This is a genomic window from Mycobacterium sp. 1423905.2, assembly GCF_001673155.1.
Classification (GTDB): Bacteria; Actinomycetota; Actinomycetes; order Mycobacteriales; family Mycobacteriaceae; genus Mycobacterium.
The window spans coordinates 1-18805 of the sequence record NZ_LZLE01000122.1 but is presented as its reverse complement, the minus strand read 5'-3'; the positions used below and the strand labels follow the sequence as shown (position 1 = coordinate 18805).

The 18805-nt window shown below is 66.2% G+C and carries 16 protein-coding genes and 1 pseudogene; 13 read left to right on the top strand and 4 right to left on the bottom strand.

What is annotated here, in order from left to right; genetic code table 11:
* Both A9W95_RS06670 and A9W95_RS06665 read left to right on the top strand, forming a co-directional pair.
* A partial coding sequence (locus tag A9W95_RS06670; protein WP_156746050.1) for a cytochrome P450 occupies window positions 1–614 on the top strand: 614 nt, incomplete at its 5' end.
* A gap of 203 nt (window positions 615–817) precedes the next feature.
* Window positions 818–1000 (top strand): hypothetical protein, encoded by a 183-nt coding sequence (locus A9W95_RS06665; protein ID WP_067409931.1) that lies wholly within the window; start codon window positions 818–820, stop codon window positions 998–1000.
* An 8-nt stretch (window positions 1001–1008) separates the two neighbouring features.
* Here the strand turns inward: A9W95_RS06665 and A9W95_RS06660 are convergent, their stop codons facing one another.
* Entirely contained in the window at window positions 1009–1866 is an 858-nt protein-coding gene (locus A9W95_RS06660) for an NAD-dependent protein deacetylase (protein ID WP_067409929.1), read from the bottom strand.
* A gap of 72 nt (window positions 1867–1938) precedes the next feature.
* Here A9W95_RS06660 and A9W95_RS06655 point away from each other — a divergent pair, with 72 nt between their 5' ends.
* Window positions 1939–3981: an NAD(+) synthase gene (locus tag A9W95_RS06655; RefSeq protein WP_067409926.1), complete on the top strand. Its 2043-nt coding sequence runs from the start codon at window positions 1939–1941 to the stop codon at window positions 3979–3981.
* 7 nt (window positions 3982–3988) lie between these two features.
* Here A9W95_RS06655 and A9W95_RS06650 read toward each other — a convergent pair whose 3' ends face one another.
* Window positions 3989–4846: a PfkB family carbohydrate kinase gene (locus A9W95_RS06650; protein ID WP_067409921.1), complete on the bottom strand. Its 858-nt coding sequence runs from the start codon at window positions 4844–4846 to the stop codon at window positions 3989–3991.
* 131 nt (window positions 4847–4977) lie between these two features.
* On the opposite strand from A9W95_RS06650, the gene A9W95_RS06645 reads away from it, so the two are divergent.
* From A9W95_RS06645 to A9W95_RS06625, 5 genes and pseudogenes are all read left to right on the top strand, one after another.
* Entirely contained in the window at window positions 4978–7155 is a 2178-nt protein-coding gene (locus A9W95_RS06645) for an adenylate/guanylate cyclase domain-containing protein (RefSeq protein ID WP_067409920.1), read from the top strand.
* Window positions 7152–8553: pseudogene (locus tag A9W95_RS06640) on the top strand (mechanosensitive ion channel domain-containing protein). Before A9W95_RS06645 ends, A9W95_RS06640 begins: the two are co-directional and overlap by 4 nt.
* 82 nt (window positions 8554–8635) lie before the next feature.
* Window positions 8636–9916, top strand: coding sequence for a glutamate-5-semialdehyde dehydrogenase (locus A9W95_RS06635; RefSeq protein WP_067409919.1), 1281 nt, complete (start codon window positions 8636–8638; stop codon window positions 9914–9916).
* Window positions 9917–9937: 21 nt separating this feature from the next.
* Window positions 9938–10813 carry a MoxR family ATPase gene (locus tag A9W95_RS06630; RefSeq protein ID WP_067409917.1) on the top strand — a complete coding sequence of 292 codons (876 nt, stop codon included), beginning with the start codon at window positions 9938–9940 and terminating at the stop codon, window positions 10811–10813.
* Window positions 10814–10830: 17 nt separating this feature from the next.
* Window positions 10831–12273 carry a VWA domain-containing protein gene (locus tag A9W95_RS06625; RefSeq protein WP_067409915.1) on the top strand — a complete coding sequence of 481 codons (1443 nt, stop codon included), beginning with the start codon at window positions 10831–10833 and terminating at the stop codon, window positions 12271–12273.
* Between the two features lie 11 nt (window positions 12274–12284).
* Here A9W95_RS06625 and A9W95_RS06620 read toward each other — a convergent pair whose 3' ends face one another.
* On the bottom strand, window positions 12285–13277 hold the full coding sequence (locus A9W95_RS06620) for a class I SAM-dependent methyltransferase (RefSeq protein ID WP_371328032.1): 993 nt from the start codon (window positions 13275–13277) through the stop codon (window positions 12285–12287).
* 152 nt (window positions 13278–13429) lie between these two features.
* On the opposite strand from A9W95_RS06620, the gene nadD reads away from it, so the two are divergent.
* Genes nadD through A9W95_RS06595 form a run of 5 tightly spaced genes read left to right on the top strand, consistent with a single transcriptional unit; the run spans window position 13430 to window position 16715 of the window.
* Window positions 13430–14077 carry a nicotinate-nucleotide adenylyltransferase gene (gene nadD / locus A9W95_RS06615; RefSeq protein WP_256388883.1) on the top strand — a complete coding sequence of 216 codons (648 nt, stop codon included), beginning with the start codon at window positions 13430–13432 and terminating at the stop codon, window positions 14075–14077.
* Window positions 14074–14457: a ribosome silencing factor gene (gene rsfS, locus A9W95_RS06610; RefSeq protein WP_067409905.1), complete on the top strand. Its 384-nt coding sequence runs from the start codon at window positions 14074–14076 to the stop codon at window positions 14455–14457. Before nadD ends, rsfS begins: the two co-directional genes overlap by 4 nt.
* Window positions 14454–15125, top strand: coding sequence for a glucosyl-3-phosphoglycerate phosphatase (gene gpgP / locus A9W95_RS06605; protein WP_067409902.1), 672 nt, complete (start codon window positions 14454–14456; stop codon window positions 15123–15125). The genes rsfS and gpgP overlap by 4 nt, the downstream gene beginning before the upstream one ends.
* Window position 15126: 1 nt before the next feature.
* Entirely contained in the window at window positions 15127–15885 is a 759-nt protein-coding gene (octT, locus tag A9W95_RS06600) for a diglucosylglycerate octanoyltransferase (RefSeq protein WP_156746051.1), read from the top strand.
* A complete protein-coding gene (locus A9W95_RS06595) occupies window positions 15882–16715 on the top strand; it encodes a DegV family protein (RefSeq protein ID WP_067409890.1) in 834 nt (277 codons plus the stop codon). Before octT ends, A9W95_RS06595 begins: the two co-directional genes overlap by 4 nt.
* On the opposite strand, the gene A9W95_RS06590 is transcribed toward A9W95_RS06595, so the two are convergent.
* On the bottom strand, window positions 16712–18805 hold a 2094-nt coding region (locus tag A9W95_RS06590; protein WP_067409886.1), incomplete at its 5' end, for an RND family transporter. The genes A9W95_RS06595 and A9W95_RS06590 overlap by 4 nt on opposite strands.

The following is an 18805-nucleotide window of genomic DNA, read 5'->3' as shown; positions in this document are numbered from 1 at the left end:
CCGGATCGCTGGCCGCCGAGCGCCGCCGGCACCCCGGTGACGACCTGTTCAGCAGCCTGGTAACCGCCGAAGTCGACGGCGATCGCCTGTCCGACGCGGAGGTGTCGGCCTTCTTCGTGCTGCTGGCCGTGGCGGGCAACGACACCACGCGCCAAACGACCAGCCATGCATTGAAAGCCCTCACCGAATTCCCTCGGGAACGCGAATGGCTGCGGGCCGCCTTCGACGAGCGCATCGGCACCGCCGTCGAGGAGTTCGTCCGATGGGCCACCCCGGTCATGACCTTCCGACGCACCGCCGCAACGGATTTCGAGCTGGGTGGCCAGGCCATCCAAGCGGGGGAGAAGGTGGTGATGTTCTACGCCTCCGGCAACCGGGACGAGCGGGCCTTTGACCACCCGGAGCGACTGGATCTGAGCCGCAGCCCCAATCCGCACGTCGGCTTCGGCGGTGGCGGGCTGCACTTCTGCCTGGGCGCCCATGTGGCACGTGCGCAATTGCGCGCCATTTTCGGTGAACTGCTGCGGCAGTTGCCCACTATCGAAGCCGGCGATCCGGCCTACGTCCCGGGCAATTTCATTCATGCCATCCGCAGCATGCCCTGCACTTTTTGATCGCTCGGCCGCACAAGAGTACGGTCGCGCAGAGCCTTTGGTGCTGTGCAATCTGGCGGCCGACCGAGCCGAGCGCGCCGTCGAACGCATTTGGATTCTGCCAAGAATTCGCTGAGGATCCGCACAGTCGCCTCCGAGAAGGTTGTCGCATCAGCAGAACTGGCCCGGCCAGACCGAAGCGAAGCGCAAACACGGAGAACACCATGTGGGCACTCACCACGTCACACGGAATGCGAGTGGACGGCATCCGCAGCGAGCACGATGGCCGGCAAGCGATACACATGCTCGGCCTCCCCCGGGTCATCGGCCCGTACTCCTGGCAGGTGGTCGACAACCAGGGTCGCCACTTCGTCGCCGAATTGAGAAACACCCGGCCGAACGGCTGACCGCGCCGTTAGGACACGGATGTCCGTCGGGTGACGGCCGTCAGCTCCGCGGCCAGCAGGGTGAGCATCTCCGAACAGCCGGCCTCCACCTTCACGGTGGCCAACTCATCACCGCGGGTGGGGCCGCGGTTGATGATCGCGATCGGCATGTCCAGGCTCGCGGCATGCCGTACGAATCGGTAGCCGGAGAACACCGTCAGCGACGAGCCGACGACTAGCAGCGCGTCGGCCTGGTCGACCATCGAAAAAGCTTGCGCCACACGGTCTTTGGGCACGCTTTCGCCGAAGTAGACGATGTCGGGCTTGAGCATGCCACCGCACCGAGGGCAATCGACATAACGGAACGACGTGGTGTCGGCGACGATGGCGTCGGCGTCCGGTGCCACCGCCAAACCACCGACGGCTCGGGCATATTCGAACGCGCGCTCGATGAAGCCGGGGTTGAGGACTTCGAGTTGGTCGGCTAGATCGGCGCGACTGGTGGTGTAGGCGCAGTTCAGGCAGGCCACCTGCGCGTAGGTGCCGTGCAGGTTCACCACATTGCGGCTGCCGGCCTTGGTGTGCAGCAGGTCGACGTTCTGGGTGATCAACCCGCTGACCACCCCGGCGTCCTCCAACACCGCCAGTGCCCGGTGGCCGGCGTTGGGTTGGGTGTCGTCCATGTGCCGCCAGCCGACGTGGTTGCGCGCCCAGTACCGCTGCCGGAACGCCGGGTCGGAGGTGAACTGGCGAATCGTCATGGGATTGCTGGGCGGCGAGTCAGGGCCGCGGTAATCGGGTATGCCCGAATCTGTGGAAATTCCCGCGCCCGTCAATACGGCGACCCGGCTACCAGTGAGCAGAGCAACGAGTTCGGGGGATTCCACTTAACCGAGCGTAGGCATTTGTTGACACCCCGTCACCCGACCGCGGTCGGGACAACCGGACAATGGAGTGCGATGAGTTTCTATTCCGCTTACCGGCATGGTTTTGTGCGCGTGGCCGCGTGCACGCACACCACCACGATCGCCGACCCGGCCGCCAACGCGGCGTCGATGTTGGGCATGGCACGCCAATGCCACGACGAGGCCGTCGCGCTGGCGGTGTTTCCCGAGTTGACACTGTCGGGGTACTCCATCGAGGACATCCTGCTGCAGGACACCTTGCTCGACGCCGTCGAGCAAGCCATCGCCGACATCGTCGCCGAGTCCGCCGACCTGCTGCCCGTCTTGGTCGTCGGCGCGCCGCTGCGACGCCTGCACCGCATCTACAACACCGCCGTGGTCATTCACCGCGGCACGGTGCTCGGTGTGGTGCCGAAGTCGTACCTGCCGACGTATCGCGAGTTCTACGAGCGCCGCCAGATCGCTCCGGGCGACGAAGAGCGTGGCACCATCCGCATCGGCGACATCGAGGCCCCGTTCGGCCCTGATTTGCTGTTCGCTGCGTCGGATGTGCCGGGCTTCGTGGTGCACGTCGAGATCTGCGAGGACATGTTCGTCCCGGTGCCGCCCAGCGCGCAGGCGGCCCTGGCGGGTGCGACGGTGCTGGCGAACCTGTCGGGCAGCCCGATCACCATCGGTCGGGCGGAAGATCGTTGCCTGCTGGCTCGATCGGCCTCGGCGCGATGCCTGGCGGCGTATGTGTACGCGGCCGCCGGGGAAGGGGAGTCGACCACCGACCTTTCCTGGGACGGCCAGACCATGATCTGGGAGAACGGCGTCAAGTTGGCCGATTCCGAACGCTTCCCCAAGGGGGAGCGCAAGTCGGTCGCCGACGTCGATGTCGATCTGCTGCGATCCGAGCGGCTGCGGATGGGAACCTTCGACGACAACCGGCGTCATCACCGGCTGTCGGCGGACGCGTTTCGCCGCGTCGAATTCCGGCTCGATCCGCCCGACGGGGATGTTGGACTGCGCCGCGAGGTTGAGCGGTTCCCGTTCGTTCCGGCCAACCGGGAACGGCTGGAACAAGACTGCTACGAGGCCTACCGTATCCAGGTCGCGGGCCTCGAACAGCGCTTGCGTGCCTTGGATTACCCGAAGATCGTCATCGGTGTCTCCGGCGGGCTGGACTCAACGCACGCGTTGATCGTCGCGGCACAGGCCATGGACCGGGAAGAGCGTCCCCGCAGCGACATCCTGGCGTTCACGCTGCCCGGGTTCGCCACCGGCGAGCACACCAAGAACAACGCCATCAGGCTCTCGCGTGCCCTCGGTGTCACCTTCGAGGAGATCGACATCCGGGAAGCCGCCAACGGAATGCTCAAGGAGATGGGGCACCCGTTCGCGCGCGGGGAGAAGGTCTACGACGTCACCTTCGAGAACGTCCAGGCCGGTCTGCGCACCGATTATCTGTTCCGGTTGGCCAACCAGCGCGGCGGCATCGTGCTGGGCACCGGCGACTTGTCGGAATTGGCCCTGGGCTGGTCGACCTACGGTGTAGGCGACCAGATGTCGCATTACAACGTCAACGGCGGGGTGCCCAAGACGCTCATCCAGCACCTGATCCGCTGGGTCATCTCGTCCGGGCAGTTCGAGGACGAGGTGACCGAGGTGCTGCAATCCGTCGTCGACACCGAGATCACTCCCGAACTCGTTCCGGCCGGTGAAGAAGAGGAACTGCAGAGCAGCGAGGCAAAGGTCGGTCCGTATGCGCTGCAAGACTTTTCGTTGTTCCACGTGCTGCGCTTCGGGTTCGGGCCGGCGAAGATCGCATTCCTGGCTTGGCATGCCTGGTGTGATCCGGACCGAGGCAATTGGCCACCGGGATTCCCCGAAGGCAATCGTCCGACCTACTCACTGACCGAAATCCGGCATTGGTTGCAAGTCTTTGCGCAGCGGTTCTACTCGTTCAGCCAGTTCAAGCGCTCGGCACTGCCCAACGGACCCAAGGTGTCTCACGGTGGATCGCTCTCGCCGCGGGGTGACTGGCGCGCGCCCTCGGATATGTCCGCGCGGATCTGGCTCGACGCGATCGAGCGCGAAATACCCGAGGAGTAGCGCTGAACTACAGTGCCGCGTCGATGGCCGCGGCATCCGGCGCGCAGTCACCGGCACCGGCAACCAACGTCGCCAAGGCGCCCGCGACACAGGCCCGGCGTACCGCGCGCTTGCGCTGCTCGGGCGATCCCGGGTGGGGCGGCCAGTGCGCGGCCAGCACCCCGGCGAACACGTCACCGGCGCCGGTGGTGTCGACGGCTGTCACCGTCGGAGCCGGGACGGTGAACTCGCCGTCCACGCCGGTGTACCGAGCCCCACGTGCGCCCAGTGTGGTGACGAAATGCGGTGAGCGCCAAAGCCATTGACGTGCCTCGGCTTCATTGGCGATCACCACGTCGGCGACCGCGGCCAATTGCGCCAACGCAGTGGGGTCCTGACCGGCCGGTGAGGCATTGACCATGACGGCCGCTCCGGCCGCCCGGGCTGCCCGCGCCGCGGTCAGCGCCGCCGGCACCGTGATCTCCAACTGGGTCAACAACACATCGCAGTCGCTGACCGTGCTTGACGTCACGTGCAATTCGGCGTTGGCCCCGGGCGCCACCACGATGGTGTTCTCGGCGTCGGCGTCCACCAGGATGACCGCCGTTCCGCTGGGGCCCGTCACCGTCACCGCGCCGTCCAGGCCGACGCCATTGGTCTGTAAGTGGCCGCGCAAGCTCTGCGCGGCCGCGTCACCGCCGAATGCGCCGACGAACTGAACCGCGGCACCCGCGCGCGCAGCGGCTACCGCCTGATTGGCGCCCTTGCCGCCGGGAGCATGCGTCAACGAAGTGGCCAACACCGTCTCGCCCGGCCGGGGTAGCTGGGTCACCTCGAACGTCAGGTCGATGTTTACGCTGCCGACCACACACACTCGCGTCGCCATTCCGCCGAGGTTATGCGTGACAACGGCTCGATATCGACCGCATGCCACTTTCTGCCAAATGGCATTTCCGGTGCTCATTGCCGCTAGTCTGCTGCGAGATCGGCGTGCAGCCCGTAACTGAAAGGAAGCCGATGACGTCGGGGCAGCCAGCGCAACCGGTGGCGGATCTCGCGCCGGCACTCAAACGCGGACGCCGGCCGCGGCTGCTGCCCCGGGTGGGCATCCAATCCAAACTGCTGGTCACTCTTCTGGTCTGCAGCATCATGTCGGTGGCACTGGTGGGTGTCATCGGGTATCTGTCCGGACGATCCGCCTTGCGGGACTTGGCATCCGAGCGGCTGGTCGAGTTGCGCGAATCGCAGAAGCAGCAGGTCGAGGCGCTATTCCGGGAAGTCACGAATGCGCTGGTCGTGTACAGCAGCGGATTCAGCGTGGTCGAAGCGACCCAGGCGTTCACCGCGGGGTACGCGCAACTGGCCAACGCGACGATCAACCCCACCCAGCAACAGGCACTGGTCAACTTCTACAACAACCAGCTGATCAAACCGATCAATCGGGCCACCGGTGATGATCTCGACATCAACGCGCTGCTGCCGAGCACCAACGCGGAGAAGTACTTGCAAGCGCACTACACCGCGCCGTTCGCCTCGTCCGCCGACGCGATGAAGCAAGAGGACGCCGGTGACGGTAGCGCGTGGTCGGCGGCCAACGCCAAATTCAACTTCTACCTGCGCAGCATCGTGACCCGGTTCGAATACCGAGATGCGTTGCTGCTGGACATGGATGGCAACGTCGTCTACACCGTGAACAAAGGTCCCGATCTGGGCACCAATGTACTCACCGGGCCTTACCGGGAAACTCACCTACGCGAGGCATATCAGAAAGCGTTGCGCTCCAACGACATCGACTTCGTCTGGATCACCGACTTCCAGCAGTACCAACCGCAACTCGATGCCCCCACCGCGTGGGTGGTCTCGCCGGTCGGCATGAACGGCAAGATCGAAGGCGTTATGGCGCTGCCGGTGCCGATCTCGAAGATCAACAAGATCATGAACGCGGACAAGCATTGGGAGAACGCGGGCATGGGACCGTCGACGGAAACCTATCTGGCCGGGCCGGACAACCTGATGCGTTCCGATTCGCGCATCTTCTTGCAGGATCCCAACGAATACAAACGCGAGGCGGTGCAAGCCGGCACCCCACCAGACGTCGTCAACAACGCGATCCGGTTGGGCGGCACGACGCTGGTGCAACCGGTGCCGAGCCGAGGGCTTCGCGCCGCGCTGCGTGGCCAATCCGGCGTGGACAGCGACACCGATTACCTGGGCAACAAAGAGCTGGAAGCCTATGCGCCGCTCGACATCCCGAGCTCCGACCTGCACTGGTCGATACTGGCCACCCGGGACGACGCCGATGCCTATGCCCGGCTCGCTTCGTTCGGCAAGACGCTGGTGATCGCGGTCTCGGTGATGATTCTGGTCATCTGCGTGGCGTCGATGCTGTTGGCCCAAGTGCTGCTGCGGCCGATCCGGCGGTTGCAGGCCGGCACCGAGAAATTCAGCTCCGGCGAATACGAGGTCACCATTCCCGTCACCACCCGAGACGAGATCGGTGACCTGACAGCGGCTTTCAACGAGATGGGGCGCAACCTGGCGATCAAGGAGGAGTTGATCAACGAGCAGCGCCGGGAGAAAGACGCTCTGCTGCTGGCCCTGATGCCTGAACCGGTAGCCCAGCGGTATCGCGACGGGGAGGAGGTCATCGCCCAAAAGCACCAGAATGTCAGCGTGATTTTCGCCGACATCGTCGGCGTGGACGAGATCTCCAACGAGATGTCCAGCGATGAGCTGATCGGCATCGTCGACGACTTGTTCCGCCAGTTCGACTCCGCGGCAGAGAGCCTGGGTGTGGAACGGATCCGCACCTTCCACAACGGCTATCTTGCCAGCTGTGGTGTCACCACACCGCGGCTGGACAACATTCACCGCAGTGTCGACTTCGCCCTGGAAATGGGTCGCATCATCGAGCGGTTCAACACTCAGCGCGGGCACAATCTGCGCCTGCGGGTTGGCATCAACAACGGCGCCGTCATCACCGGCCTGGTGGGCCGATCCAGCCTCGCCTACGACATGTGGGGCGGTGCGGTCAGCCTTGCTTACCGAATGCACAGCGGCGCACCGCAACCCGGCATCTACGTCACCTCGCAGGTGTACGAGGCGATGCGAGACCTGTGGCGGTTCGACGCGGCCGGCACCATTTCGGTCAACGGGTCCGAGCAGCAGATCTGGCAACTGTCGGAGCGGCAATGACGATGTTCAGTTCCGCGTGGTTCTACTGGGCCGTCGGGGTCGGACTGGCGTTGCCCGTCGTCATCGTTTCGCTGACCGAATTGCAGCAGACGCTGTCTCGCCGGCGCAGCCGCCTGGTCCGGCAGGTGGCCCTGGTGCGCAACTACATGGTGCCGCTGGGTGCGCTGCTGCTGCTCATCGTCAAGGCGACGCAGGTGCCGGCGCACGACACTGTGGTGCGGATTCTCACCACACTGTTCGGGTTCTTGGTGTTAGTGGTGCTGGTGTCGGCGCTCAACGCCACCTTGTTCGAGAGCGCGCCGCAGGATTCGTGGCGGAAACGACTGCCGGTGATCTTCCTCGATGTCGCCCGGTTCGCGGTGATCGGCGTGGGGCTGGCCGTGATCCTCTCCTACATCTGGGGCGTGCGGATCGCCGGTGTCTTCACCGCGGTCGGCGTCACCTCCGTCGTCATCGGCTTGATGCTGCAGAATTCCGTCGGCCAGATCGTGTCGGGGTTGTTCATGCTCTTCGAACAACCGTTCCGGATCAACGACTGGCTGGACACCAACAGCGCGCGTGGCCGAGTCGTCGAGGTCAATTGGCGCGCCGTGCACATCGCGACCGGCGGCGGCATGCGCATCACTCCGAACGCGGTGCTGGCCGGCACGCCGTTCACCAACCTCAGCCGCCCGCCCGGAACCTACAAACTGGCCATCACCACGATCTTCTCCAACGACGATCCGCCCGACCAGGTCTGCGCGTTGCTGTCCCGGGTGGCCGGCTCGTTGCCTCAGCTCAAACCCGGCTCGGAGCCCAAATCGGTACCGTTGGGCAACCTCGAGTACCGCACGACCATCGGGCTGACCTCGCCGGCCGACGACGGGGCCGCCAAAGCCACCTTTCTGCGCTGGATCTGGTACGCCGCCCGCCGCGAGGGCCTGCACCTCGACGAAGCCGACGACGACTTCTCCACCCCGGAACGCGTGCAAGACGCCCTGCATCGAGTGGTGGCACCGGCCCTGCGCCTCACCGAGACCGACCAGCAATCACTGCTGTCCCGCGCGCACATCGTGCGTTACGGCACCGGCGAGGTGGTCGAGTACGCCGGCCAAGTACCGGCGGGCATGACGTTTCTGATCTCCGGGCGGGCGGCTGACCACTACCGCTGCCGACGGCTCGGTGGTACCGATCAGCACGCTCAACGAAGGGTCCTTCCTCGGCGTGACGGCCCTGACCCGCCAACCCAACCTGGCCAGCGCTTACGCACTCGACGAGGTGACGGCGGTGGTGATCGGGCGCGACCACCTCGAACACCTGGTCATGCGCCAACCCTTGCTACTGCAAGACCTGGGCCACATCCTCGAAGAACGGCAGAGCAAGGTCCGGCGAACCGGCCGCGGCGAGCGGATAAGTTAAGCCCCGACCGCGCCGAGCGCTGCCCCTCTTGACCGGCCGTCGCCGATTAGGGCAGCGCTGCCCAGCCCGATACCCTGGGGTAATGAGTCTGGACGCACCTGCCCGCGGCGCAGCGACCCAGCAGCTCCAACCCGACTTGCGCCAAGAGGTGCACGACGCCGCGCGGCGCGCGCGGGTCGCCGCCCGGGTGCTGGCTTCGGTGCCCACTGCGGTGAAGAACCGGGCACTGCACGCCGCCGCTGACGCCTTGCTGGCGCACACCAGTGACATCTTGGCGGCCAATGCCCAAGACCTGGACGCGGCACGGGCCGCTGCCACCCCCGCTGCGATGCTCGACCGCCTGGCCCTCAACCCGCAGCGGGTGGATGGTATCGCCGCCGGCCTGCGGCAGGTGGCGGGTCTGCCGGACCCGGTCGGTGAGGTGCTGCGGGGATACACGCTGCCCAATGGGCTGCAACTGCGCCAGCAGCGGGTACCGCTGGGCGTGGTCGGCATGATCTACGAAGGCCGTCCCAACGTCACCGTCGACGCCTTCGGCCTCACCCTCAAATCCGGCAACGCCGCCCTGCTGCGGGGCAGTTCCTCGGCGGCCGCGTCGAACGCGGCGCTGGTCGCAGTCCTGCGCGGCGCGCTGGTCAGCGAGGAGCTGCCCGCCGACTCCATCCAGCTGCTGTCCTCGGCCGACCGGTCCACCGTCACCCACCTCATCCAGGCGCGCGGTCTGGTCGATGTGGCCATACCGCGCGGGGGAGCAGGTCTGATCGATGCGGTGGTGCGCGACGCCCAGGTGCCCACCATCGAGACCGGCGTCGGCAACTGCCACGTCTACGTCCACGAAGCCGCGGACCTCGATGTCGCCGAACGGATTCTGCTGAACTCCAAGACCCGCCGGCCCAGCGTCTGCAATGCCGCCGAGACGCTGCTGGTGGACTCGGCGATCGCCGAGCATGCGCTGCCGCGGCTGCTCAACGCGTTGCAGGACGCCGGAGTCAGCGTGCACGTCGACCCCGACGAGGCCGACCTGCGCCGCGAATACCTCGCCATGGACATCGCGGTAGCGGTGGTCGACGGTGTGGACGCGGCCATCGCGCATATCAACGAGTACGGGACCGGGCACACCGAAGCCATCGTCACCGCGGATCTTGCAGCCGCGCAACGGTTTACCGAGCAGGTCGATGCCGCGGCCGTGATGGTCAACGCGTCCACGGCGTTCACCGACGGTGAGCAGTTCGGCTTCGGCGCCGAAATCGGAATCTCCACCCAGAAATTGCATGCGCGCGGCCCGATGGGGCTGCCGGAATTGACCTCGACCAAGTGGATCGTGTGGGGCTCGCCAGCTACTGGCCACACCCGGCCGGCCTGACACCCCCAAGGAGTAGATCTGATGAGCGTCCCCGCACAATCGGTGCCGTTGTTCGCCGACATCGCCGACGTGTCCCGGCGCCTGGCCGAGACCGGCTACCTGCCCGACACCGCGACCGCGACGGCGGTCTTCCTCGCCGACCGCCTCGGCAAGCCGCTGCTGGTGGAAGGTCCCGCTGGTGTCGGCAAGACCGAGTTGGCCCGCGCCGTCGCCCAGGCCACCGGCTCCGGGCTGGTCCGGCTGCAGTGCTACGAGGGCGTCGACGAGGCCCGCGCCCTGTACGAGTGGAACCACGCCAAGCAGATCCTGCGTATCCAGGCCGGCTCGGGAGATTGGGAAGCCACCAAGACCGACGTGTTCAGCGAGGAGTTCTTGTTGCAGCGCCCGCTGTTGACCGCCATCCGCCGCACCGAGCCCACCGTGTTGCTCATCGACGAAACGGACAAGGCCGACATCGAAATCGAAGGGTTGCTGCTCGAAGTGCTCTCCGACTTCGCGGTCACCGTCCCGGAACTGGGCACCATCACCGCCGAGCGCACACCGTTCGTCGTGCTGACCTCCAACGCCACCCGTGAGCTCTCCGAGGCCCTCAAGCGACGCTGCCTGTTCCTGCACATCGACTTCCCCTCGACCGAACTCGAACGCCGGATCCTGCTCTCCCGGGTGCCCGAGCTGCCCGAGCACCTCGCCGAAGAACTGGTGCGGATCATCGGCGTGCTGCGCGGCATGCAACTCAAGAAGGTGCCCTCGATCGCCGAGACCATCGACTGGGGACGCACCCTGCTGGCGCTGGGCCTGGACACCATCGACGACGCCGTGGTCGCCGCGACGCTCGGGGTGGTGCTCAAACACCAGTCCGACCAAAGGCGCGCGGCCGGGGAACTCCGACTGAATTAACGAAGGGCTTGCACACGATGGCCACTCGCCGCATCCGTCCGACCCGTCCGCTCGCCCCGCACGGGCTACCCGGTCACCTGGTCGGATTCGTCGAAGCGCTTCGCGGTAGCGGCATTTCGGTGGGGCCGTCGGAAACGGTGGACGCCGGACGGGTCATGGCGACCCTCGGGCTGGGCGACCGCGAGGTGCTGCGCGAAGGCATCGCCTGCGCCGTGCTGCGCCGGCCCGACCACCGCGAGACCTACGACGCCATGTTCGATCTGTGGTTCCCCGCCGCCTTGGGCGCGCGGGTGGTCGTCACCGACGAGGCCCCCGACGAGGACTCCGAGGGGCTGCCGCCCGACGACGTCGAGGCCATGCGGCAGATGCTGTTCGACCTGCTCAACGAGAACCACGACCTGGCCGACATGGACGAGCGGCTGGTGGCAATGATCGCCCGCATCGTGGAGGCCTACGGGAAATACAGTTCCAGCCGAGGGCCGTCGTACTCGTCGTACCAAGCGCTCAAGGCCATGGCGTTGGACGAACTGGAAGGCAAACTGCTGGCCGGACTGCTCGCCCCCTACGGCGACGAACCGACCCCCAGCCAAGAACAGATCGCCAAAGCGCTTGCCGCGCAGAAGATCTCGCAGCTGCGCAAGATGGTCGACGCGGAGACCAAACGGCGCACCGCCGAACAGCTCGGCCGCGACCACGTACAGATGTACGGCATCCCACAACTGTCGGAGAATGTCGAGTTCCTGCGGGCCTCGGGTGAACAACTGCGCCAGATGCGCCGGGTGGTGGCGCCGTTGGCCCGCACATTGGCCACCCGGTTGGCCGCCCGTCGGCGCCGCTCGCGGGCCGGGACCGTCGATTTGCGCAAGACGCTGCGCAAGTCGATGTCCACCGGTGGGGTGCCCATTGACGTGGTGCTCAAAAAGCCGCGCCCGGCGCGCCCGGAATTGGTTGTGCTGTGCGATGTTTCGGGTTCGGTGGCCGGGTTCAGCCACTTCACCCTGCTGCTGGTGCACGCGCTGCGTCAGCAGTTCTCCCGCGTTCGCGTCTTCGCCTTCATCGACACCACCGACGAGGTGACCCACATGTTCGGGCCCGAAGCGGACCTGGCGGTGGCCATTCAGCGGATCACCCGGGAGGCCGGGGTGTACGCCCGGGACGGCCATTCCGATTACGGCAACGCGTTCGTGTCGTTCGTGCAGGCGTTTCCGAGTGTGTTGTCGCCGCGCAGCTCGCTGCTGATCCTGGGCGACGGCCGCACCAACTACCGCAATCCGGCCACCGATGTGCTCGAAGACATGGTGACCGCGGCCCGGCACGCACATTGGCTCAACCCCGAACCCAGACACCTGTGGGGCAGCGGCGACTCGGCGGTGCCGCGCTACGAAGAAGTGATCACGATGCACGAGTGCCGTTCGGCCAAGCAGTTGGCCGCGGTGATCGATCAGCTGCTGCCGGTCTGAGACCAGCCGCCTTAACGCCGCTTCTGGAACACCAACCAGCGCAACTCGATCGGGCTCATCTCCCGCTCGACGGGAAACACGTCCAAGCCGCTGACCCAATTGGCGTACCAGCTGGTCGGCGGCCAAGCGCCCTCGGGCAGGTTCGCCTTCTCGTAGTCGTAGACCGAATCGTCGGCGACCAGCTCGAGGGGCAACCCGGCGACCGCGGCCGACATCTCATGGCGAGTGAAGATGCTGGTGTAGGCCTGCTGCCCGAATTCCCGCGTCGCCTGGTCCGGCACGTAACCGCCCGAGGCAAGGAACGCGCTGAACACCAGGCGAGCGCCCGGCGCCAGACAATAACTAGCCAATTCGAACAGGTCACGCAGCTGCTGGGTGGTGCGGAAGTCCGACACCACTTCGGAGAGCACGATCAGGGCATAGTCCTGGCGCAAGTCGGCTCGGGTGGTGAACACGTCTCGCACCAGGACGCGCACGTCCAGGGCATCGCGCTGAGCGTCGGCGCTGATCATGTCGGCGAACTTCGGGGTCATCTCGACCACGTCGACCGGGTGCCCACGGCGCGCCAGCGCCAGCGCATTGCGTCCGGTGCCGGCACCGATCTCGAGTATCCGATGGGTGCTGGGGTCGGGGGCTTCGGTGGCCAGCGCCCACACCCGCGCGTCCGGCTCGGTCCCGAACAGCGGCGGCTCGCGGGTGCTGATCCATTCCTCGTAGGCCGCCTCCACCGTCCACCACCGCGGTTCGACCTGGTAATGCAGGGTGGGACCGAGCGGAGCGTTGTAGGAGATGACGATCGACGAGCGCGGGGAGGCCGCATAGGCCTCGGCCAGTTGCTTCTCGAGGACGGTTCGGACGTGCCCGAGTTCGTCGTCGGAGAACTTGCGCCCCACGGTGGCGAAGAGGTTCGCACACATGGTCACGTATTCGTCGATCAGGCTGGGCACGGCCGGCAGCGTGACCTCACCGGAGACCACCGAGCGGGTGTACCAGCGCCGGGTCATCGCTTCTTTGAGCTCTTGCTGCGGATCGACGGATCCGAGCGGCACGTCGGTCACAGACTTCTTCTACCTGACTGAGCCTGCTGATGCTGGGAAACGAAGCGTATACACACGCTCAAGTAAGCTGGCAAACCGTGCAAAAGCCACTGCGCAGGCTGGGAGTGATGGGTGGGACGTTCGACCCCATCCATTACGGGCACTTGGTTGCCGCCAGCGAGGTGGCCGACCTGTTCGAACTCGACGAGGTCGTCTTCGTGCCCAGTGGGCAGCCGTGGCAGAAGGATCGGCACGTCTCCGCCGCCGAGGACAGGTACTTGATGACGGTGATCGCCACGGCCTCCAACCCCCGCTTCTCGGTGAGCCGGGTCGACATCGACCGCGGTGGTCCCACCTACACCAAGGACACGCTGCGTGACCTGCACACCCTCAACCCGGACGCGGAGCTGTACTTCATCACCGGCGCCGACGCGTTGGCGTCCATCCTGACCTGGCAGGGCTGGGAAGAGGTGTTCGATCTGGCCCGCTTCATCGGGGTCAGTCGACCCGGCTACGAGCTGCGCCGCGAACACGTCACCGGAGTCCTGAAAGACCTGGCCGACAACGCGTTGACACTGGTGGAGATCCCGGCGCTGGCGATCTCCTCGACCGACTGCCGCCGCCGCGCCGAACAGCGTCGACCCCTGTGGTATCTGATGCCCGACGGCGTGGTGCAGTACGTCTCCAAGCGCCGGCTGTACCGAGGACCACGAGATGGGGCAGCGCAGCCGACCGAAACCAGCCTGGCGGCGGGGAACAACGCATGACCGCCAATCAGGAAGCCATCGACATGGCTCGGGTGGCCGCGGCGGCCGCGTCGTCCAAATTGGCCAACGACGTCGTCGTCATCGACGTCTCCGGGCAGTTGGTGATCACCGACTGCTTCGTCATCGCCTCGGCGTCCAACGAGCGGCAGGTCAACGCCATCGTCGACGAGGTCGAGGAAAAGATGCGCCAGGCCGGCTACAAGCCGGCGCGGCGGGAAGGCGCGCGGGAGGGCCGTTGGACCCTGCTGGATTACCGCGACATCGTCGTGCACATTCAGCATCAGGACGACCGCAACTTCTACGCCCTGGACCGGTTGTGGAGTGACTGCCCGGTCATCGAGGTGGATTCGGGCCCGCACGAGTCGGCGGGCGGCGAATGAGGGTTCGCCGGCTGGTGATGCTCCGGCACGGACAGACCGACTACAACCTCGGTAGCCGGATGCAGGGTCAGCTGGACACCGAACTGAGTGAACTGGGCCGGGCTCAGGCGGTCGCCGCCGCAGAAGCGCTGAGCAAGCAGCAACCGCTGCTGATCTTGTCTTCGGATCTGCGCCGCGCCTACGACACCGCAGTCAAGTTGAGCGAGCGGACCGGCCTGCCGGTGCGGGCAGACGCCCGTATCCGGGAGACCCACCTCGGCGACTGGCAGGGCCTGACGCATGTGCAGGTCGACGCCGGGGCGCCCGGGGCGCGGGTGGCGTGGCGCGAAGACGCCACCTGGGCGCCGCACGGCGGGGAGAGCCGGGTCGACGTGGCGGCCCGCAGCGTGCCGGTGGTGGCCGAGCTGGTCGCCACCGAACCGGACTGGGGCGACGCGAGCGAGCCGGACCGGCCGATCGTGCTGGTAGCCCACGGCGGGTTGATCGCCGCACTGTCGGCGGCATTGCTGCAGTTGCCGGTGGCCAACTGGCCGATACTGGGTGGCCTGGGCAACGCCAGCTGGGTACAGCTCAGTGGTCATTCCGACGATTCTTCGGCGTTCGACGACATCCGGTGGCGCCTGGATGTGTGGAACGCGTCGGCGCAGGTTTCCGACGATGTCCTCTGAGCTGTCCTCGGATCCGGGTTCCCGGCCGGTGCTGTTGATCTTCGCCGACTCCCTGGCCTACTACGGACCGACCGGTGGCCTACCCGCCGACGATCCGCGAATCTGGCCCAACCTGGTTGCGGCGCAACTGGGTTGGGACGTGGAGTTGATCGGTCGCATCGGCTGGACCTGCCGCGACGTGTGGTGGGCGGCCACGCAGGATCCGAGGTCCTGGGCGGCGCTGCCCAAAGCGGGCGCCGTCGTCTTCGCCACCAGCGGCATGGACTCGCTGCCCTCGGTACTGCCGACGGCGCTGCGTGAGCTGATCCGCTATGTCCGGCCACCCTGGTTGCGGCGCTGGGTCCGTGACGGCTACGGCTGGTTGCAGCCCCGGCTCTCGCCGGTGGCCCGCCCCGCCCTGCCGCCGCACCTCAGCGCCGATTACCTCGAACAGACCCGTGCGGCAATCGATTTCAATCGGCCCGGCATCCCGGTGGTGGCCTCTCTGCCCTCGGTGCACGTCGCCGAGACGTACGGCAAGGCGCACCACGGCCGAGCCGGGACCGCGGCGGCGATCACCGAATGGGCTCAGCGCCACAACATTCCATTAGTGGATCTCAAGGCCGCGGTGGCCGAGGAGATCTTCAGTGGGCGCGGTAATCCCGACGGTATCCACTGGAACTTCGAAGCGCACCAAGCGGTGGCCGAACTGATGCTCAAAGCCTTGGCCCTGGCCGGTGTTGATCGCGATGCGCCGAATGAGAAGTCGCGCGGCACGTGACAGTCCGCCTCGTCACCGATACGTCGTCTCGCCTGCCCGCTGAACTGCGCGACAAGTGGGGCATCCGCGAAGTGCCGCTGCACATCCTGCTCGACGACGCGGACTTGCGCGACGGCGTGGACGACGTCCCGGACGACATCCATAAGCGCAATGCCACCACCGCGGCGGCCACCCCGGCCGAGCTCGCCGACGCCTACGCACAGGCGTTGTCCGACAGTGACGGTGACGGCGTGGTGGCCATACACATCTCCTCGGCGTTGTCGGGCACCTGCGGGACCGCCGAACGGACCGCGGCCGATCTCGACCCGGCCATCCGGGTCGTCGACTCCCGATCGGCTGCGATGGGAACCGGGTTCACCGTGTTGGCCGCCGCGCGGGCGGCGCGTGCGGGCGCCGATCTGGACACCGTCGTCCGCGTTGCCGAGGCCGCAACGCAACGCAGCCACGCGATGATGGTCGTGCACCGGCTGGACAATCTGCGCCGCAGCGGGCGCATCGGCGGCGCGAAGGCGTGGTTGGGCACCGCGCTCGCGCTCAAGCCGGTGCTGCGCATCGACGACGGCAAACTCGTTCTGGCTCAACGTGTCCGGACGGTCAAGCATGCGACCGCCGCGATGATCGACCGGGTGTGCGACGTCGTCGGAGACAACCCGGCCGCGTTAGCCGTCCACCACGTCGTCAACCCGGAGGGCGCTGCCGAGGTAGCGGCGGAGTTGGCGCAGCGGCTACCCGCGTGCGAGCCGGCGATCATCAGCCCAATGGGCCCGGTGCTGGCGTTGCACGTCGGTGCCGGAGCCGTCGCGGTCTGCGTAGCGCTTCCCGAAACTTAAGCCGGCACAGCCTCTTTCGCCGGCGTCTGGCTCAGCGGCCGGGCGTGGTCACCCCGCGGGTGCACCACCTGCGGCCACCAGAACCACCGCCCCAGCAGGGTGGCGATCGAGGGCATCAACAGCGTCCGCACGATCAGCGTGTCGAGCAGCAGACCGATACACACGGTCGACCCGAATTGCCCCAACACTCGCAGCTCGCTGCCCAGCATGGCGGCCATGGTGAAGGCGAACACCAGACCCGCCGCGGTCACCACTCCGCCGGTGCCCGCCATCGAGCGGATGATCCCCGTCTTGAGCCCGTGATGAATCTCTTCCTTGAACCGCGACACCAGCAGCAAGTTGTAGTCGGACCCCACGGCCAACAGAATGATCACCGACAGGGCCGCCACAATCCAGTGAATCTTGATGCCCAACAAGTCCTGCCAGATGAGCACGGACAACCCGAACGAGGCGGCGATCGAGCTTGCCGCGGTGCCGACGATCACCAGCGCGGCCACCACACTTCGAGTGAGCAGCAGCATGATCATGAAGATCAGCGTCAGCGCGGACACCACCGCGATCATCAAGTCGTACTTCTCGCCGTCGGCCATGTCCTTGAAGGTGGCGGCGGTGCCGCCCAGGTAGACCCGCGCGTCCGACAGCGACGACTGCTTCAACGCCTCCTGCGCGGCGGTCCGCTCGTCGTCGACCCGCGAAATCCCCTCGGGCGTCATGGGATCGCCCTGATGGGTGATGAAGAACCGCGCCGACTTGCCGTCCGGTGACAGGAACATCCGCAGACCGGTCTGGAAGTCGGGGTTGTCGAACGCTTCGGGCGGCAGGTAGAAGAAGTCGTCGTTCTTCGACGCATCGAAGCTCTGCCCCATCACCACCGCGGTATTGCTCATGGCCTCCATCTGATTGATCATCGCCGAGAACGTGGCGTGCATGGTCAGCGTGAGACCCTTTGTGGTCTTCATGGTTTCGATCATCGGCGGGATCAGCACCAGCATCTCGTGAGTCGCCTGGGCGGTGCGTCCGATGTCGCCCGAGAGCTGGTGGAACTTCTCGGCGAGTTGGTCGAAGCCGTCCAACGCGTCGAACAGCGACCGCAGCGACCAGCAGATCGGGATGTCGTAGCAGTGCTTTTCCCAATAGAAATAACTGCGAATCGGGCGCCAGAAGTCGTCGAAGTCGGCGACGTGGTCCCGTAGCTTGTCGGTGATCTCCGAGGTTTCCGCCGTCGTCTTCGCGCTGTCGTCGGCGGCATTGGCCAGGCCCTGGGTGACCTGGTACATGCGCTGCATGGTCTCGATCATGAACTGCATCGAGTCGGCCATTTTGAGGATGTCGGCCATGCGGTCCTTGAGGAAGTCCATATTCTGCATGGTGGTTTGGCTCTGGATGCTGTTTTGGAACGGGATGGAACTGTGCTGGATCGGAATGCCCAGCGGTCGGGTGATGTCCTGGATCATGGCGATCCCGATGGTGCGGATCTCGTTCTTGGCGACCTTGTCAAGAACCAGCATGTCGGCCGGATTGCGCATGTCGTGGTCGGCCTCGACCATCAACATGTCCGGGTTCATCCGGGCCTGCGAGAAGTGCCGGTCCGCGGCGGCCTGCCCGACGTTCGACGGTGCGGAGGTGGGCAGGTAGTAGCGGTCGTTGTAGCTGGTCTTGAAGCCGGGCAAAGCGACCATGCCGATCAGCACGACCGCCGCGCTCACCGCCAGGACTGGTGCGGGCCAACGCACCACCGCCGTGCCGACGCGGCGCCAAAGCCGGCCCCGCTTGGCCGCCCGCTTCGACTCGAACAGGTGGAAGCGGCTGCCGACGAACACCACCGCGGGTCCTAGCGTCAACCCGGCGGCGACCACGACCAGCATGCCGATCGCGACGGGGGCACCCATGGTGTTGAACCAGGGGAGCCGCGCGAAACTCAGGCAGTACGTGGCCCCGGCGATGGTCAGACCGGATCCCAACACAACCGGAGCCACACCACGAAATGTGGTGTAGTAGGCGGTTTCTCGATCCTCGCCGGCGGCCAGTGCCTCCTGATAGCGGCCGACGAGGAAGATTCCGTAGTCAGTCCCCGCCGCGATCGCCAGCAT

What these genes read in the sequence shown, in the direction of transcription:
- A9W95_RS06665 (WP_067409931.1), top strand. Translation starts at nt 818, where the DNA reads ATGTGGGCACTCACCACGTCACACGGAATGCGAGTGGACGGCATCCGC.
- A9W95_RS06655 (WP_067409926.1), top strand. Translation starts at nt 1,939, where the DNA reads ATGAGTTTCTATTCCGCTTACCGGCATGGTTTTGTGCGCGTGGCCGCG.
- A9W95_RS06650 (WP_067409921.1), bottom strand. Translation starts at nt 4,846, where the DNA reads ATGGCGACGCGAGTGTGTGTGGTCGGCAGCGTAAACATCGACCTGACG.
- A9W95_RS06645 (WP_067409920.1), top strand. Translation starts at nt 4,978, where the DNA reads ATGACGTCGGGGCAGCCAGCGCAACCGGTGGCGGATCTCGCGCCGGCA.
- A9W95_RS06635 (WP_067409919.1), top strand. Translation starts at nt 8,636, where the DNA reads ATGAGTCTGGACGCACCTGCCCGCGGCGCAGCGACCCAGCAGCTCCAA.
- A9W95_RS06630 (WP_067409917.1), top strand. Translation starts at nt 9,938, where the DNA reads ATGAGCGTCCCCGCACAATCGGTGCCGTTGTTCGCCGACATCGCCGAC.
- A9W95_RS06625 (WP_067409915.1), top strand. Translation starts at nt 10,831, where the DNA reads ATGGCCACTCGCCGCATCCGTCCGACCCGTCCGCTCGCCCCGCACGGG.
- A9W95_RS06620 (WP_371328032.1), bottom strand. Translation starts at nt 13,277, where the DNA reads ATGACCCGGCGCTGGTACACCCGCTCGGTGGTCTCCGGTGAGGTCACG.
- rsfS (WP_067409905.1), top strand. Translation starts at nt 14,074, where the DNA reads ATGACCGCCAATCAGGAAGCCATCGACATGGCTCGGGTGGCCGCGGCG.
- gpgP (WP_067409902.1), top strand. Translation starts at nt 14,454, where the DNA reads ATGAGGGTTCGCCGGCTGGTGATGCTCCGGCACGGACAGACCGACTAC.